The sequence below is a fragment of the Staphylococcus agnetis genome (assembly GCF_002901865.1).
GTDB lineage: Bacteria > Bacillota > Bacilli > Staphylococcales > Staphylococcaceae > Staphylococcus > Staphylococcus agnetis.
Genome location: NZ_PPQF01000047.1, coordinates 37,271 through 53,645, shown reverse-complemented (window position 1 = coordinate 53,645; position 16,375 = coordinate 37,271). Strand labels below are relative to the sequence as shown.

Sequence of the window (16,375 nt, the reverse complement as noted above, 5' to 3'; positions counted from 1 at the left end):
TCAAATGCCCCCTAGATATTTAAACTTTTTTCAATAATGATATTTTGAACCAGTTTGTGAATTTCTCCGTCACCTTCTGATGGTGCTGCACGGTGTTTACGACCTTCATATTGAAGCGCAATGTCTTTATCAAGAATGCGTGAGAGTATAGGATATACATAATGCCAAGCCCCTTGGTTTTGAGGTTCTTCTTGAACCCATGTCACTGTATTGATACCCTCAAGTGACGATAATAATTGTGCCACTTCTTCTTCAGGGAAAGGATATAAGCGCTCAATTGCGACTAATAGAATTTCTGGATTAGGTTCTTTTTGAAGACGCTCTTTAAGGTCTATAAACATTTTACCTGTAGCTAAAATGACTTTTTTAACTTTTGAGGCATCGTAATCTTCAATTAATATTGGCTCAAAGCCACCTTGAGTAAATTCCGCAATTGGTTTTGCGACTGTTTTATTTCGTAATAATCCTTTTGGTGACATGATGACTAACGGTCGCATTGCATCCGTATTTAAGCTTGCTGCTTGTGCACGCAACAGGTGGAAGTAATTACTTGAACTTGACAAGTTACATACGGTCATATTATTTTCTGCAGCGAGTTGTAAGAACCGCTCTAAACGTGCTGATGAATGCTCTGGTCCTTGACCTTCAAACGCATGTGGTAAGAAGAAAGTGAGACCTGAGCGCTCTCCCCATTTGGCATTTCCTGAGAAAATAAAGTTATCGAAATACATTTGAGCCATATTAGAGAAATCACCAAATTGAGCTTCCCAAATATTAAAGGAAGATGGGTTTTCAACATTGTATCCATATTCGAAACCTACAACAGCAGCTTCTGATAATGGTGAATTGTGAATATCGAATGTTGCTTTTTGATTCGGCACATTTTGAAGTGGAACGAAAACATCACCATTTTCTTGGTCGTGTAATACAGCGTGACGATGACTAAATGTACCACGCTCACTATCTTGACCAGTCATTCGAATTGGTGTGCCTTCTTGCATTACTGTGGCAAAAGCAAGTTGTTCCGCATGCGTCCAGTCTACGAGTCCTGTTTCGCTATCAAATGCTTGACGTCGTTGTTCTAAAATACGATTCAATTTTTTAAACACATTGAAGCCTTCAGGGTAAGTTAACATTGCATCATTAATTTCTTTTAATCGATCAAACGAAAGCGCACTGTCATTACTCTCCAATGGTTTAGAAATGCCTTCTGGAATGTTCATATCGGTATTATTATTTTTATCATTTTTATCGATAGCATCGTGTGCTTCACGCATTTCTTTTTGAACACTTGAAATGACATTGTCCATATCTTCTTTAGTAATAATGCCCTCATCAATAAGCTTTTTACCGTAAATGATATCTACCGTGTCGTGTTTTCGAATGTTTTTATATGGTAACGGATTAGTAAGTGAAGGTTCATCCATTTCATTATGTCCGTAACGACGATATCCGACTAAATCGATGACAACATCTTTATTAAATGTTTTACGGAATTCCATAGCGATATCAATGGCTTCAATTGTTGCTTCTACATCATCTGCATTGACATGCATGATAGGAACATCATATCCTTTTGCAACGTCTGTCGCATAAGTCGTAGAGCGACCATCTATAGGATCCGTTGTGAATCCAATACGGTTATTTGTAATAATATGCAATGTCCCACCTGTAGAATAACCATGTAAACTGCCCAGGTTCATCGTTTCAAAGTTGACCCCTTGTCCTGGATAAGCAGCATCACCATGAATGATTATCGGCATACCTTGATTAAAGTTTGTTTCAATTTGGCCCGAACGATTAGTGTTATCTTGTGAAGCACGTGTGCGTCCAGTTACCACTGGTGCGACAACCTCTAAATGACTCGGATTATTTGCTAAAACAATGCGCTGTTCATGCCCGTGGTCATGAATGGTTTTTACACCACCTAAATGATACTTCACATCACTCGTCCAACCGGATGTTAAATTTAAGCTGCCATCTTCTGGTAAAAATTTCATCGCATCAGTATGCATAAATTCAGAAAGCATCATACTGTATGGTTTTTTAAGAATATGTGTCAACACATTTAAACGACCACGATGTGCCATACCAATTTGAATATTAGTAATATTTTCTTCAGAAGCACGTTTAATTGTGCGTGATAACATCGGTACTAATGCGTCCACACCTTCAATAGAGAAACGTTTTGCACCCACAAAGTTTTTGTGTAAGTATCTTTCGAATCCTTCTACATGAGCAAGTTGTTTAAATAAAGCTTTTTTCTCTTCAGTATTAAGATTTGCTTTATACGGCGTTTCAATACGACGTTTTAACCATACACGTTCCTTATTATTATTGATGTGTGTATACTCAAACGCGATTGGGCCTTTGTAGCGTTGCTCCATTCTTAATATTGCTTCATATGCATTATCATAAATATCTTTAAAGTGTTCTGATACGATGTCGGCAGATATACCTTCGAGCGTTTGTTTATCTAAATCAAAATCTTCTATTGTTAATTTAGGTAAATGTTTACGTTCAGGCTTATTTACAGGATAAATATCTGCTTGTAAATGCCCATATTGTCTAATGTTATCAATCAACCTCATAACACGTTTAATGGTGCTATCCCCTGAGCTTGTTTGATTTGACTTTTGTGATACAGTTGCTTCGCCATCTTTGATTGTGCTAAAGAGCACTTGTAAATCTTCAGTGACTGAACTTGGATCTTCTAAAAACTGATCATAGAGTTCTAACATTAATCCTAGATTCGCTCCGAAGTTTACAGGTGCCTCAGTCACCTGTTTATCGTTCTTCATAATCCACCCTCCACAGTATAAATAAAAACGCTTACAGGACAATCATAGCATTAATTTGTGAACATTTAAAGGCAAAAAAACCGTGCAATTTCTAGTTTTGACCGGCATTGAAATGAATTGTAAAAGTTGTAAATTTACCCACTTCACTTTGAACTGAAATGCGTCCATGATATTGCTTTACTAGCTTTTCAGCTATAGATAAACCTAATCCATTTCCACCTTGATGACGCGATCTAGACTTATCAACTCGATAAAAACGATCAAAGATATAATTAATATCCTCTTGAGGGATGCCCGTACCATGGTCAGTAATATCAATTAATACTTGATTGTTAATGAATCGTGTCGATATGTCTATTTGTTTATTAACTGTGTCATATTTAATAGCATTGTCAAAGAAAATAAGTAAAATTTGTTCAAAGTGAAAGGCGTTGATGTTTAGATAAATGAAATCTTGATTCGTATTAAATGTAAACGTATAAGCATCATGTATTTTACGAATAGCTCGAATACGTGTTTTTATTTCTTCATTAATATCTACTTTTTCAATATGATGCTCTGCGTTCCCCATATCATTTTTAGTTAGTAATAATAATTCTTCCACCAATTTCGAAATGCGATTCATTTCCTCAATTGAGATAGACAAGGATTCCTCTAAAATATCCGGATCTTTCTTTCCCCATCGTTTAATCAAACTTAAATGACCTTGAATAATCTGTAATGGTGTTCTTAATTCGTGAGACGCATCTTCAACAAATTGGCGTTGTTGATTAAATGAATCTTCTAGTTTGATCATCATACTGTTAAAGGTGTCAATGAGTGCATCCGTTTCTTCGTAATTCGTTGGAACGGCTAATTTTTCTTGGAAGCCATCTCGGCGAATTTGAGTCATTTTCTCTGTAATAATATTAATAGGTTTTGTAATTTGTGATGAGAAAATGTAACTAATAATGGCTGTTACAAAAAGTGCGATTAACCCAAATATGAATGCTAAATACGCAATGAAGGTTAATAAATCATCATACACTTCTAGTGAGTGTACAACAGTCACATACCCTTTAAAATAAGGTGTATCAACAGGCGTGTTAATGATGATAAATGACCCTTCGTCGTTTTTTGTAATATTGATATTTCTAGAACTAACAGGATGAAATTCTGGTGAAAATTTAATAGATGATGTGCTTGAATTTTCAAAAATTTTACGTTGATAGTGGTCATGCAAGATGACCTTTTGATAACTATTGGTCACTGCATTAAATTCCACTGTTGTAATACGTTGTAAGGGTTTGGTTTCTAATAAATTGTAAATGTCATCGACACTACGTTCAGCTTTTTCAAGTTCATTTTGTTTCAATAAACTGCTAATAGCATAAATGATAAGTAAGCAAAATATAAAAATAATTAAGAAAGTAATAATTGTCGTTACAAGTGTCCATTTTGTTTTCAATGTGGATTGTTTCATTTTCTTATCACGTATCCTACGCCTCTAACCGTTTCGATTAATTTTTGCTTACCGATAGGCTTTAATTTGTTTCTTAAATAACGAATATATACATCTACAACATTCGTCTCAACGGCCGACTCATAGCCCCAAACATGATCTAAAATTTGCTCCCGATGTAAAACGTGGTTTTGGTTTTCTGCTAATACGAGTAATAAATCAAATTCTGTTTTAGTGAGTTCAATATTTTGTGACTCATATGTCACGCTAAATCCATGCTTATCGATAATTAAGCCATCGATGTTAATAATGTCAGGGTTGGACTGATGGTCTTCCGAATATCGTCTCACCAATGCGCGCATTCGAGCTAATAATTCCTCGATTTCAAAAGGTTTAACAATATAATCATCTGCACCAATATCTAAACCTGTTACTTTATCATAAATTTCACCTTTAGCTGTTATCATAATGACCGGTGTATCTTTTTGAGCTCTTAGACGTTTGCAGACTTCGAGACCATCCATTTCTGGAAGCATTAAATCTAGGAGAATCAAATCGTAATTTTGTTGTAATGCTTTATTAAGGCCTGATAAGCCATCATTTGTGATGTCTACATCATAATTTTCATGTTTTAATTCTAATTCTATAAAACGTGCTAAATTTTGTTCGTCTTCTATTATAAGTACCTTTTTCATTATGCCACCTCACCTCTATCATATTTCAAAATGAGGACAGATAAAAGTTTTTTCAAAAATTTCAAAGGTTTTAATTGACAATCATTCTCAATAAGGTATAATGTAATTGAAAATGATTCTCAATCGCAACGACCCCCCACTACAATTCGTTCTTTTGATTGAGGCATTTTCAAGTACTATCCCCTTTTATATGCCCGTATAAAAAAATAGTCGTTTTGATTAAACGTTAAATTTAAGCTGTTACACCGATGTGTAGCAGCTTCTTTGTATGCGAAAATTAGCCCTTAAATGATACATAAAGCGAAACTTTAATCATTCTCTATATTTTCTGCCTTAAACGATTTATAACGCAGTTTTAGCGTCTAATTGATACTGTTTTTTATAAATATGAGGCATCAAATTTTTAATTCACAATCATCAAATACACTTTGTGTCTACCCCAATTGAGCATGACTATATACCAAAATGAATCCAATTTAAATAGCCAACAAAGTTCATATAACAAATGAATTTGTTGGCTTTGATTGAAGCTAGAGCGCTGTTTCAATGCGTCTAAACAATTGATATTTAATTCGTCTTATATTTTAAGTGGTTTTCGTAGTATCAGTTGAGTTAAAACGATACAGAATAAGCCCCCAATAATACCAGCAATGATGTCAGTTGGATAGTGAACACCTAAATATACGCGAGACGTAGAGATTAATAATATCATGAGTGCACATAAAGCGATAACCACCATCTGTGATTTACCTTTTAAAATTCGGCGACAAATATAAATGAGGCTACCAAAAAATGCTGTCGATCCCATTGCGTGACCACTTGGAAAGCTAAAGCCTGTAATGTCGATTAATCTTAAAATAGTTGGTCTTTCTCTATCAAAGATATTTTTTAAAATTGGGTTTGTAGCTCCTGATATCATCATCGTTAACGCGAAGAATAAAGCTTCAATTTTATATTTGTAAAACATTAACAATGCAATCATCATTAAAGATAAACACATCATTGCCCATACTTCTCCCACTTGAGTCGCACCAAAGAAAATAGAAGTAGAAATGAAGCTTTCTGAAGAATATATAAACTCATAGACTTCATTATCAATCCATTTACCTAGTCTTGATTCATGGAACATTGCAATCACTGCAAATATGAGTGTAAAAACAATCAGTAATGAAATTCTTTTCCAATGATTCATGATAGGCCTCCTTATGATGATGTTGCATCATTAATAATTTTATTAAGTAAAGCATCTTTCGTTAAACTTTCAGTGAATGTGCCCATATTTTGAATAATTTGATGGCGTGTATTTTCTATTTTTTCAAGTTCAGGACATAACGTTTCAATTGAGAGTTCAGATTCATCTAACATAGATGCGTATCCTTGTTTTTCAAAATATTTCGCATTATCAATCTGGTCGCCACGTGATTGATCAAGACCGAGCGGAATTAAAAGCATCGGAATTTTTAACGTTAAAAATTCATATATCGCATTTGATCCTGCTCTTGAAATGACGGTATCAGTGATTGCTAAGATGTCCGTAAGTTCATCTTTTAAAAATTCATATTGAATATAGCCTTCTTTGTTAATAGATTCGTCTTTAAGATTTTTACCGGTAAGATGCACAATTTGATAAGTTTTAAGCAATGTAGGAAGTTGACGACGAATCGCTTCATTAATTTTCAAACTACCCATGCTTCCACCCATTACAAGCAGGACTTTTTTCTCGTCATTGAAGCCTGTTCGTTCATAGCCTCGTTTGGGGTTCCCGTGTTTTAAATCTTCACGGATTGTTGCGCCTACAAAATCTGCTTTATCACGTGGTACATATTTTAAAGTTTCTTCAAATGTAACATATAATTTTTTAGCAAATTTCATACTGATTTTGTTGGCTAATCCAGGAGTTAAATCGGATTCATGGATAATTGTAGGGATATTTAATGTTTTTGCAGCTAGTACGACTGGAACTGAGACAAATCCACCTTTAGAAAATAAAATGTCTGGTTTTTCTTTTTTTAGAATACGTCGTGCATCCCATATCCCTTTCATCACTTTAAAGATGTCTTTCGCATTTTCAAAAGATATATAGCGTCTTAATTTACCACTTGATATCGCAAAATAAGGTGTATGTGGGAGTTGCGACGTTATCATTTCACGTTCGATACCCTGATGAGATCCAATATACATTGTTTCGTGTCCATGTTGTTGTGCAGTCGGAATTAAACTTAAATTAACTGAGACATGACCGACTGTACCGCCTCCAGTAAATGCTATTTTAACCATATTAACCCTCTATTCATTCAAATTTTTGTAGTATGCGTAAAACGGTTCGCCTTTATCAAATGGAAATTCATTACTTGTCATTTCTCCCGTTTTTATAAAGCCATTCTTTTCAAATAAACGTTGTGCACGCGCATTTAGAGAGAAAGTATCTGTAAGTATTACGCCTACTTGATGCGAATGTGCAATGTCAAATGCAAAATCAAATAATTGTTGTGCCACACCTTTGTATTGAGCGGAAGCTACGAGACGATGAATGACATACGCATTTGAAATAGAGATGGGCCAATCAATGTCATTGTACCAATCTGGTACTTTTTGATCGATAACGATAAAGCCTTTTATAATGCCATCTTCCTCTAAGACATACATATTATCGGATTGGATATCTGTTTCGAAGTGTGTTTTTAATGGATAACGGTGATCCCATTGTGGATTACCATCTTGGTCCATAAGTATTTTAGCATCTTCGGTTAAATTGACAATTGTGTCAATATCATCGAATGTAGCATGTCTAATCATTTCAATTGCTCCTTAATTTGTTTTATCGTTTTATCTAAGACAGGATCTTCTTTAGCTGCTTTTTCAACAAGTAATTGTGTGAACTTTTGATTTGATTGTTTATCAAATTCTCCTGTGACTTTTAAATTATTTGCTTTCTGGAATTGAATGACCGCAGCTTTTAGGGAAGCATCGTATTGGTTATCATTTGACGCTATTTTGTATCCTAATGCGTCTAATCCCACTTTAATAGATGTAACATGTTTATTATTGTCACCTTCTTTAAAAGTTTGATCAGATGGAATCACTGTTAATTTTTCAAAAGCTGCCCCTTTAATGTCTACATCAGGGTGAATCCCTTTTCCGTGTATAAATGTTTTATGTGGTGTGAGCCACTTCATTTCAGTGAATTTTAAAATAGAACCATCGTCAAATTCTCTTGTTGTTTGAACAATCCCTTTTCCAAATGTTTTACTGCCATATATTTTAGCGATTTTATAATCTTTCATTGCTCCTGTAAAAATCTCTGAAGCACTTGCAGACCCTTCGTTGACTAAGATTGAAATATTCAAGTCAGAAACATGTTCTAAAGGGTTACCTGATGTTTTAACAGCCTCTTGTTGTTTACCTTTTTCTAAATAAAGTACGGTTTTACCTTTATCTAAGAAAATATTAGACATTTTGACAGCTTCGTCTAAAAGGCCTCCTGGATTATTTCTTAAATCAATAACGATATTTTTAGCGCCAGATTTTTGAGATTTTTGAATCGCTGATTTTAATTCACCAGCAGTTCCTTCTTGGAACTTATTTACTTTGAACACAGTCACTTGCCCTTTTGTTTCAACTTCTACACTTTTAACGTGAATGGTATCTCTTTTTACAGTAAAATCTTTAGATTCGTTGCCTCTTTTAATCGTTAAAGTCACTTGAGTGCCTTTTTCTCCTCGAATCTTAGGAATAATGTCATTTAAGCTTTTTCCTTTAATGGATTTTCCATCAACTGCTTTTAATACATCTTTTGGTTTTAAACCTGCTTTTTCGGCTGGAGAGCCTTTCATTGGACTTGTAATCATGATTTGATTACCTTTTTGTTGCATCTCAGCACCAATACCGACAAAGTCTCCAGTAACATCTTCGTTAAATGCTTTGGATTTATCTTTAGGGATAAATTCTGTATATGGGTCATTTAACCCTTTTGTCATCCCGTTAATCGCATTTTGCAATAATTTATCTTTATTTGGGGATTTATAGTAGTCTTTCGCTAGTGTTTCATAAACTTTTGTTAATTTATCACTATTTTCAGCGACCTGCTGATTTTGTGTGTTAAGATGCCACAAGTAAATACTGCCTAAAACGATAATTGTTGTTAATATAATAGTGAAAATAATCCCGATAATAAAGTGGGATAAAGACACATATTTTTTATTTTTTTCAGTATGATGTTTTTTACGAGGCAACATTGTAACACCCTTTCCTTTTATATGTAAAATAAAAAGAGTGAGCATGAAATCAAATGTTTATAGATTTGATTTCTTCGTCTCACTCCTCGAATATAGAACCATTGTCATCATAAATGTATACGTGGTTAATGCTGCAAAACATACATTAAATGCGAATAGAGGAAGACGTTAAAAACGGCGCCATTCTTGGAATTCTTCATATAATGTATCAAATACAGACATAGAAAGTGTGTAATTCCCTTCCGTCTCGACATAGTTAGATAGTTTATCAAAGTCAGACTCTTGTTTAGGGAAATCGAAATCATCGTACACCATTTCTGCAAAAGCCCCTTCCTCGTTGGGACGACCTCTCACCGTGAGGAGGAAATGATAAAAAGACGCATCTTTCATTATTTCACCGTAACTTCAATGACTTTTGATTCACCTTTAGTTAAAGTGGTTTGATCTTTAATCGAAATGTGATCTGTTTGGTCTGTATTTGTAATAATTACGGGTGAAATCGTTGATTTGGCATTTTGATCAATATAATCGATATCAAATTCTACTAATTTATCGCCAACTTTGACATGATCGCCACTTTCAACGAATGTTTTAAATCCTTCACCATTTAATTGGACAGTGTCTAACCCGATATGCACTAAGACTTCTAAACCATTGTCAGCTTTAAGTCCAATGGCATGCTTTGTTGGAAAGACATTATCTACAACACCTGAAATCGGTGATACAACAATACCTTCTGTCGGTTTAACACCAAATCCTTCACCCATCATTTTTTGTGCGAAGACTGGATCAGGAATATCATCAATTTTAACAAATTCCCCTGTAATTGGCGTATAAATTTCAATATCTTTACGCGCTTCATTTCCTTTACTAAATAATTTTTTAAACATCATAATCGCTCCTTTATTGTTCAAAATGTTGAATTAAATCTCCGTATCCAAGTTCCTCTAATTTATGATAAGGAATAAATTGTATCGCTGCAGAGTTGATACAATATCGTAAGCCACCAAGCTCACGCGGTCCATCATTGAAAACATGACCTAAATGACTATTGCTGTCTTCTGAGCGCACTTCTGTACGAATCATACCAAAAGATTTATCAACAAGTTCAATGATATCTTCATTGTTAATCGCTTTAGAAAAACTTGGCCAACCACAATTTGATTCAAATTTATCATTTGATGTAAATAACGGTTTTCCAGAAATTTTATCTACATAAATACCTTTTTCATAGTGATTCCAATATTCATTGTCAAACGGAGGTTCAGTACCATCTTGTTGTGTCACTAAATATTCTAAGTCGGTTAAATCTTTTTTATCTTTCTTAATCATGATGATCACTCCAATGTCGTTCTATAAATGCTTTGCGACCTGAACCGAGTTGATATTGTGCATAATGCAACGGGTTTTTCTGATAATAATTTTGATGATAGGCCTCTGCAGGATAAAAGTTTTTATACGGTTCTACAGGTGTAATCACAGGCTTATCAAAAATTTTAGCATCATTTAATGCTTTAATTTTAGACAAGGCTAATGCTTTTTGCTCCTCATTATGATAAAAAATGACTGGGCGGTAATGTTCGCCTCTATCAAAAAACTGGCCTTTATTATCAGTTGGGTCAAATGTTTTGAAGTAAATATCCAATATTTGCGTATAGCTGATTTGTTTCGGGTCATATTCTATTTGTACTGCCTCAACGTGACCTGTTGTGTCAGAGCATACGGCTTCATAAGTGGGGTTTTCAACGTGACCACCACTATACCCTGAAATGACGGATTCAACACCATCGTAAGAATCAAATGGTTTTACAAGACACCAGAAGCATCCTCCTGCAAAAGTAGCTAATGCCATAATATCACGCCCTTTTAAGAATTATGTTCTTTTAAAACGACGACACCAATTGCACCCGTTCCCGTATGCGTAGATATGATAGGTGTAGTAAAATTTGTGTCAAAATTTGAAAAATCAAACGTTTCTTCAATTTTATCTTTCACTTTTTCTAAGAAATCATTCGCATTGGCATGCACAATGGCTGCGGATTTAATTTTACCGTCACCTAAAAATTGAGCTAAATCTTTCGCTAAATACTTCGCACATGCCCCTTGTGTTCGTGAGCTATGAACAATTTCTAGATTGCCATCAATCAGTACACCGACAGGCTTAATTTTCATTAAGTTACCAAGCATACCTTTCGCTTTACTAATACGACCACCTTTGATTAAGCGATCTAATTTACCAATTACAACATACAGTTTAATATTGTTTTGTAATTGATGAACTTTTTCAACAATAGTTTCAGTAGGTAGACCTTCTTCAATCCACTGAACGATATGCTGAATTTGATATCCTAATCCATAAGTGATAGATTTTGAATCAATAACAGTCACTTTACCATCTACCATTTCACTGGCTTGAACAGCGGTTTGATACGTGCCGCTAAGGCCAGAAGATAAATGAATACTAATGACTTCTGCACCCTCTTGAGTTAAAGCTTCGTATGTTTCAACAAATCTTCCTAATGGGGGTTGGCTTGTTTTTAAATCATTGTTGTCGTCTTCTAAATATTGTGTGTATGTTTCTGAAGAAATTTCCTCTTGGTCAACATAAGATTTACCATTAACCGTCACACTTAATGGCACGATGTGAACGTTATGTTGTTCTAAAAAACTAGGATCTAAATCTGATGTTGAATCTGTTACTAATATACGTTGCATTGATTAAACCTCCGTGATTACTTCCTAACTAAATGCAGAAAAGTATGTGGGTATTTATTTTTTTCATCAATTTCGCCCTCAATTGCTGATTCTACTTCCCAATCTTCAAACGAATAGGGTGGGAAATAAGTGTCAGCTTGAAACGTGTCATCGATAACTGTAATATACATATCATCCACTTTATCCATAAACATTTCAAATAATGATTGACCACCAAAAATGAAAACATGGCCTTCTAACTGTTCGATGTCTTTAATATCATGAATCACCTCAACACCATCAGCTTTAAAATCTTTATTACGTGTTAAAACAACATTTTTTCGATTTGGTAAAGCTTTTCCAATAGAATCAAAGGTTGCACGTCCCATTACTAAAGTATTACCAGTTGATAATTTTTTCACGTGTTTTAAGTCATTCGGGAGATGCCATGGTAATTGATTATTAAAACCAATGCCTCTATTTTTATCATGAGCAACTAAAATGGATAATGTCATTTGACTCACTCCTAGTTATGCTAAATTTAAAATCTCAAATCAATGCATTAACAAATACACGTTGAGTTAATTATACCGCAATTGGTGCTTTTATGATGGGATGAGATTCATAATTTACTATTTCCAAATCTTCGTATTCTAAATCAAATATAGATTTATCTGTATTAATTTTTAGTGTTGGCGGTGCAAAACTTGATCGTGCTAATTGTGTTTCGACAGCGTCAATATGGTTGCTGTATATATGAGCGTCGCCAAATGTGTGAATGAATTCACCGACCTCAAGATCACATTCTTTTGCGATTAAATGAGTCAATAAGCTATAACTTGCTATGTTAAAAGGTACCCCTAGAAAAATATCAGCACTTCTTTGATATAACTGACAACTCAATTTTCCATCTTGGACATAAAATTGAAATAAGGTATGACAAGGTGGTAGTGCCATAGACTCAATTTCTGCAGGGTTCCATGCACTAATAATATGACGTCTAGAATTAGGGTTATGTTTAATGTTATCAATTAATTGCGCCAATTGGTCAATATGTTGACCATTAGGTCCAACCCAGTCTCTCCATTGTTTCCCATATACATTACCTAAATCCCCGTGCTTTCGCATAAAATCATCATCATTTAAAATGCGAGTTTTAAACTGAGACATTTCGTCTTGATACACTTTATTAAATTCCGAATCTTGCAAAGCACGATGTCCAAAGTTTGTCATATCTGGGCCTGTATAATCATCAGATTGAACATATTTTTCAAAGGCCCATTCATTCCAAATATTATTATTATATTGCAATAAATATCTTAAATTTGTATCTCCACGTATAAACCAAATCAATTCGGTTGCGATCAGCTTGAATGATACTTTTTTAGTTGTTAGTAAAGGGAAACCTTTATTTAAGTCAAAGCGTAATTGATGACCAAATTTTGAAATTGTTCCAGTACGAGTACGGTCATCTTTTGTTGCTCCAACATTTAATACTTCTTGACATAGTTGATGATATGCTTGATCAAAAGGATTCATGTGCGCCACCTCTTTCTCTTTATTACTATAATAAATTATTTGATACTTATTATAAATTAAAAAGGGAGATATGGCTCATATTTTGAATGCCACATCTCTCTTTTTTACTTACAATATGACTCATTAAATTGAACGCTAGGTTTATGAATGACAATGTGTGTCAAAAGCATCTTTGATATCCATAGCTATATCATTAATATCTCGGCCTTCAATGTGTTCACGGGGAATAAAGTGAACAAGTTGCGTGCCTTTAAATAATGCATAGGATGGACTGGATGGTACTTGTTGAATATAGTCACGCATTTTTGCTGTAGCAGCCTTATCCTGTCCCGCAAAAACGGTTACTTTATGTGTCGGTTTATTTTCATTTTGCTCCGCTACAGCTACAGCTGCAGGTCGAGCTAAACCAGCTGCACAGCCGCATGTAGAATTGATTACAACAAATGTCGTTGCATTCTCTGACACTTGATTCATATAGTTTTCGACATCTTCTTCACTTTCTAGACTTTCAAAGCCATTTTGTGTTAATTCAGCGCGCATTTGTGCGGCAAGTTCTTTCATATATGCATCATAAGCATTCATGTTAACATCTCCCTATTGATTTCGATTTGCGATTTGTTTCCAAACAGAACCTAAAGCGGCTTCACCATTTTCAATTCGCGCAATAGCCATTTCTATTTGTAACTTCACTTCGTATGCGTCATCATTTTGATGAGCTTTAAGCGTTTTTAATTGGTCTTGTCCACCTTCATCGAACAAAAACATTGCTGCACGCCAGCGAACAATTTTTTGTGGATCTGACAGTGCTTTTTCCATTTCCGGCAATGCTTCTTTGTATCCAAGGTCACTTAATCCATCACCAGCAGTTCGACGTACAGCAGGATTTTTATCACGCAACCCCTTATATAAATATGGTAATGTTGCTTTATTTTCTATCATACTCAATAATACTACTGCTTCTCGTCTTAACGGTACTTTATCTTCCTTTAAAGCAGCATCTAATAATGGATAGTCTTCAACTGTAGGCTTTGGAAAAGATTTTAACATACGTAAACGTTCGTTCCAGTCTGATGTTTGTTGGTATGTCTCTAGTGTAACATGTTTATAAAGTTTTTGAGGTACATGTATATCACTTTCTTGTGCTTCTTTCACGAGTGTATGAAGTGTATCTTTTGGGTATAGTGCGCTAATTTCAGTCTCCACATGTGACATGACTTCATCCATTTCACCGTATCTAATACCCAATAGCTCCCATTTACGCATGAAAACAACATTATCACCCGCTTTTTGTGCAGAAGTCATGGCCTCGACAAAATGATCTGGTAATTGATGTCGCAATTCCTCATTACCTGATGTTAACTTAATTTGGTATGGGATATTTTTAAACTTCAAAATTTCCACTGTGACTTCACCAAAATGCGTATCTGGCTCAACTGAGTGTGTTGACGCAATACTTCCATGAGTTAATGATTCTGTGATTTGAGGTAACACGCTTTCCCATTCAGCTTTCGGTGTTTTGTCAACAGCAATAAAGTCGAGTACGTGAAAAATTGATTTGACATCTTGAATGGCAAGCAACGCATTAATAAATTCTGGTTGTTCTTTTTTGATTTCAGTATACGTATTAGATTGATTGTCCGCCCTTTTTTGAGACAAAATAATCTTCATTGTATTTGGACTTGGAGTAGGTTCAACTTTTACAATTTCCATAAAATGTCCCCCTATTGTAATTCATTGCCTAATTGTTGAATTTGTTTTCCAACTGAACACTCTTTTATGCAAAAATGATGTGCTTTCGTCTTATTCTGAGATTGTCTGATATGTGTTTTGATCATACATTGCTCACAATATTGGTTCATTAATTGGTCAATTTTTGAAACAGCACGTTTTTTTGTTTCTGTAAACACAATCATCACTCCTTAAATTAGCACACACAATAAACATTATGGTAACATGTATTCCCTTTTCAATGAAATATTTAAATTTCAAGCATACGTTTTTCTCATAGACATGCAAAACTTTTGTTACATCTATTGATATTTATATTTATTTTAATTATTATAATTAAGTTGAGATTGATTTAATTATTGTGGCAATTCAAGTCGGATTATTATCAAGTCCTTAAATTCAATGTAGGCAATTTTAGAAGTATAGAAGCGGTTTCTAAACACCCGCTTAATCAAAATTTAGGAGGAATTTCATGTTTAATGAATGGTTAGGTTTAGTTGCTTTTTTAATGACTTTTATTTTATTGGTTTTAATGTTTCGGTTATTTGGTCCCCAAGGTTTAATGGTTTGGGTCGCTATAGGAACGATGATAGCCAATATACAAGTGATAAAAACAGTAGATATTTTTACGATATCTGCGACGTTAGGTAATGTTATGTTTGCATCTATATATTTAGCAACTGATATACTTAATGATATATTATGGACGTAAAGTCGCAAAGCGAGCGGTATGGATGGGCTTTTTTTCGACATTAATCATGATTATTTTGATGCAAATTTCATTAAGTTTTCAACCAAGTACAGCTGATATCGCACAAAGCGCTTTGGATACAATTTTTGGGTTGGTGCCCCGTATTGCTTTAGCTTCAATTATTGCTTATATTATAGGTCAATATATCGATGTCTTTATCTTTAGCTGTATTAAGCGGATTTTTAGTTCAGACCGTACATTTTTTATACGAGCATATGGAAGTACAATGTTAAGTTCAATTATCGATACAGGTATTTTTGTAATCATAGCATTTTTAGGTGGACCTTTACCTAATGATGTAGTGTTTGAAATTTTTGTTACGACGTACGTTCTTAAGTTAATAGCTACAATTTTCAATGTGCCTTTTGGATATTGGGCTAAATGGCTGTATCGTAAAGGGAAAATTAAACCTTTTCAAATTGATTAAATATAGGATAAAACTAAGGAGAGTGAACAATAGACGTTCATTCTCTTTTTTTATCGCTTCGTGT

The 16,375-nt window shown here is 34.4% G+C and carries 17 protein-coding genes and 1 pseudogene; 1 reads left to right on the top strand and 17 read right to left on the bottom strand.

Annotation, left to right across the window (positions count from 1 at the left end):
• Window positions 1-11: 11 nt before the first annotated feature.
• The 17 genes from CD172_RS07850 to CD172_RS07770 form a co-directional block, all read right to left on the bottom strand.
• Window positions 12-2,801 (bottom strand): 2-oxoglutarate dehydrogenase E1 component, encoded by a 2,790-nt coding sequence (locus CD172_RS07850; protein WP_103346007.1) that lies wholly within the window; start codon window positions 2,799-2,801, stop codon window positions 12-14.
• A 91-nt stretch (window positions 2,802-2,892) separates the two neighbouring features.
• The gene (locus CD172_RS07845) at window positions 2,893-4,263 is read right to left on the bottom strand and encodes a HAMP domain-containing sensor histidine kinase (protein WP_103346006.1); all 1,371 of its coding nucleotides are present in this window, start codon (window positions 4,261-4,263) and stop codon (window positions 2,893-2,895) included.
• Complete coding sequence (locus tag CD172_RS07840; RefSeq protein ID WP_037564380.1) at window positions 4,260-4,937, bottom strand: response regulator transcription factor; 678 nt, start codon at window positions 4,935-4,937, stop codon at window positions 4,260-4,262. Before CD172_RS07840 ends, CD172_RS07845 begins: the two co-directional genes overlap by 4 nt.
• A 577-nt stretch (window positions 4,938-5,514) precedes the next feature.
• Window positions 5,515-6,129, bottom strand: a complete 615-nt coding sequence (locus tag CD172_RS07835) for a phosphatase PAP2 family protein (protein ID WP_037564378.1) — start codon at window positions 6,127-6,129, stop codon at window positions 5,515-5,517.
• 11 nt (window positions 6,130-6,140) lie between these two features.
• Window positions 6,141-7,214 carry an undecaprenyldiphospho-muramoylpentapeptide beta-N-acetylglucosaminyltransferase gene (locus tag CD172_RS07830; RefSeq protein ID WP_103346005.1) on the bottom strand — a complete coding sequence of 358 codons (1,074 nt, stop codon included), beginning with the start codon at window positions 7,212-7,214 and terminating at the stop codon, window positions 6,141-6,143.
• A gap of 9 nt (window positions 7,215-7,223) precedes the next feature.
• On the bottom strand, window positions 7,224-7,733 hold the full coding sequence (locus CD172_RS07825; protein ID WP_103346004.1) for a GNAT family N-acetyltransferase: 510 nt from the start codon (window positions 7,731-7,733) through the stop codon (window positions 7,224-7,226).
• Window positions 7,730-9,172: a S41 family peptidase gene (locus CD172_RS07820; protein WP_241954770.1), complete on the bottom strand. Its 1,443-nt coding sequence runs from the start codon at window positions 9,170-9,172 to the stop codon at window positions 7,730-7,732. The genes CD172_RS07825 and CD172_RS07820 overlap by 4 nt, the downstream gene beginning before the upstream one ends.
• A gap of 168 nt (window positions 9,173-9,340) precedes the next feature.
• A complete protein-coding gene (locus CD172_RS07815; RefSeq protein ID WP_103346002.1) occupies window positions 9,341-9,562 on the bottom strand; it encodes a YozE family protein in 222 nt (73 codons plus the stop codon).
• On the bottom strand, window positions 9,562-10,062 hold the full coding sequence (locus CD172_RS07810; RefSeq protein WP_103346001.1) for a PTS sugar transporter subunit IIA: 501 nt from the start codon (window positions 10,060-10,062) through the stop codon (window positions 9,562-9,564). Before CD172_RS07810 ends, CD172_RS07815 begins: the two co-directional genes overlap by 1 nt.
• A gap of 13 nt (window positions 10,063-10,075) precedes the next feature.
• The gene (msrB, locus tag CD172_RS07805; protein ID WP_037564364.1) at window positions 10,076-10,504 is read right to left on the bottom strand and encodes a peptide-methionine (R)-S-oxide reductase MsrB; all 429 of its coding nucleotides are present in this window, start codon (window positions 10,502-10,504) and stop codon (window positions 10,076-10,078) included.
• On the bottom strand, window positions 10,497-11,024 hold the full coding sequence (gene msrA / locus CD172_RS07800) for a peptide-methionine (S)-S-oxide reductase MsrA (protein ID WP_103346000.1): 528 nt from the start codon (window positions 11,022-11,024) through the stop codon (window positions 10,497-10,499). The genes msrB and msrA overlap by 8 nt, the downstream gene beginning before the upstream one ends.
• Window positions 11,025-11,038: 14 nt before the next feature.
• Complete coding sequence (locus CD172_RS07795; RefSeq protein ID WP_037564360.1) at window positions 11,039-11,887, bottom strand: DegV family protein; 849 nt, start codon at window positions 11,885-11,887, stop codon at window positions 11,039-11,041.
• 17 nt (window positions 11,888-11,904) lie between these two features.
• Window positions 11,905-12,381 (bottom strand): dihydrofolate reductase, encoded by a 477-nt coding sequence (locus tag CD172_RS07790; RefSeq protein WP_037564358.1) that lies wholly within the window; start codon window positions 12,379-12,381, stop codon window positions 11,905-11,907.
• Between the two features lie 70 nt (window positions 12,382-12,451).
• Complete coding sequence (locus CD172_RS07785) at window positions 12,452-13,405, bottom strand: thymidylate synthase (RefSeq protein ID WP_103345999.1); 954 nt, start codon at window positions 13,403-13,405, stop codon at window positions 12,452-12,454.
• Between the two features lie 141 nt (window positions 13,406-13,546).
• Window positions 13,547-13,987, bottom strand: a complete 441-nt coding sequence (gene brxA, locus CD172_RS07780; RefSeq protein WP_037564354.1) for a bacilliredoxin BrxA — start codon at window positions 13,985-13,987, stop codon at window positions 13,547-13,549.
• A gap of 12 nt (window positions 13,988-13,999) precedes the next feature.
• Window positions 14,000-15,115 carry a conserved virulence factor C family protein gene (locus CD172_RS07775; protein ID WP_103345998.1) on the bottom strand — a complete coding sequence of 372 codons (1,116 nt, stop codon included), beginning with the start codon at window positions 15,113-15,115 and terminating at the stop codon, window positions 14,000-14,002.
• 11 nt (window positions 15,116-15,126) lie between these two features.
• Window positions 15,127-15,318, bottom strand: coding sequence for a zinc-finger domain-containing protein (locus CD172_RS07770; protein ID WP_168429135.1), 192 nt, complete (start codon window positions 15,316-15,318; stop codon window positions 15,127-15,129).
• A gap of 287 nt (window positions 15,319-15,605) precedes the next feature.
• On the opposite strand from CD172_RS07770, the pseudogene CD172_RS07765 reads away from it, so the two are divergent.
• Window positions 15,606-16,311, top strand: a pseudogene (locus CD172_RS07765) (queuosine precursor transporter).
• Window positions 16,312-16,375 lie beyond the last annotated feature (64 nt).

Coding starts and splice junctions, on each gene's coding strand:
- CD172_RS07775 (WP_103345998.1), bottom strand. CDS start 15,115: ATGGAAATTGTAAAAGTTGAACCTACTCCAAGTCCAAATACAATGAAG.
- CD172_RS07850 (WP_103346007.1), bottom strand. CDS start 2,801: ATGAAGAACGATAAACAGGTGACTGAGGCACCTGTAAACTTCGGAGCG.
- CD172_RS07810 (WP_103346001.1), bottom strand. CDS start 10,062: ATGTTTAAAAAATTATTTAGTAAAGGAAATGAAGCGCGTAAAGATATT.
- CD172_RS07795 (WP_037564360.1), bottom strand. CDS start 11,887: ATGCAACGTATATTAGTAACAGATTCAACATCAGATTTAGATCCTAGT.
- CD172_RS07830 (WP_103346005.1), bottom strand. CDS start 7,214: ATGGTTAAAATAGCATTTACTGGAGGCGGTACAGTCGGTCATGTCTCA.
- CD172_RS07835 (WP_037564378.1), bottom strand. CDS start 6,129: ATGAATCATTGGAAAAGAATTTCATTACTGATTGTTTTTACACTCATA.
- msrA (WP_103346000.1), bottom strand. CDS start 11,024: ATGGCATTAGCTACTTTTGCAGGAGGATGCTTCTGGTGTCTTGTAAAA.
- CD172_RS07845 (WP_103346006.1), bottom strand. CDS start 4,263: ATGAAACAATCCACATTGAAAACAAAATGGACACTTGTAACGACAATT.
- brxA (WP_037564354.1), bottom strand. CDS start 13,987: ATGAATGCTTATGATGCATATATGAAAGAACTTGCCGCACAAATGCGC.
- CD172_RS07785 (WP_103345999.1), bottom strand. CDS start 13,405: ATGAATCCTTTTGATCAAGCATATCATCAACTATGTCAAGAAGTATTA.
- CD172_RS07820 (WP_241954770.1), bottom strand. CDS start 9,172: ATGTTGCCTCGTAAAAAACATCATACTGAAAAAAATAAAAAATATGTG.
- CD172_RS07790 (WP_037564358.1), bottom strand. CDS start 12,381: ATGACATTATCCATTTTAGTTGCTCATGATAAAAATAGAGGCATTGGT.
- CD172_RS07770 (WP_168429135.1), bottom strand. CDS start 15,318: ATGATTGTGTTTACAGAAACAAAAAAACGTGCTGTTTCAAAAATTGAC.
- msrB (WP_037564364.1), bottom strand. CDS start 10,504: ATGATTAAGAAAGATAAAAAAGATTTAACCGACTTAGAATATTTAGTG.
- CD172_RS07840 (WP_037564380.1), bottom strand. CDS start 4,937: ATGAAAAAGGTACTTATAATAGAAGACGAACAAAATTTAGCACGTTTT.
- CD172_RS07815 (WP_103346002.1), bottom strand. CDS start 9,562: ATGAAAGATGCGTCTTTTTATCATTTCCTCCTCACGGTGAGAGGTCGT.
- CD172_RS07825 (WP_103346004.1), bottom strand. CDS start 7,733: ATGATTAGACATGCTACATTCGATGATATTGACACAATTGTCAATTTA.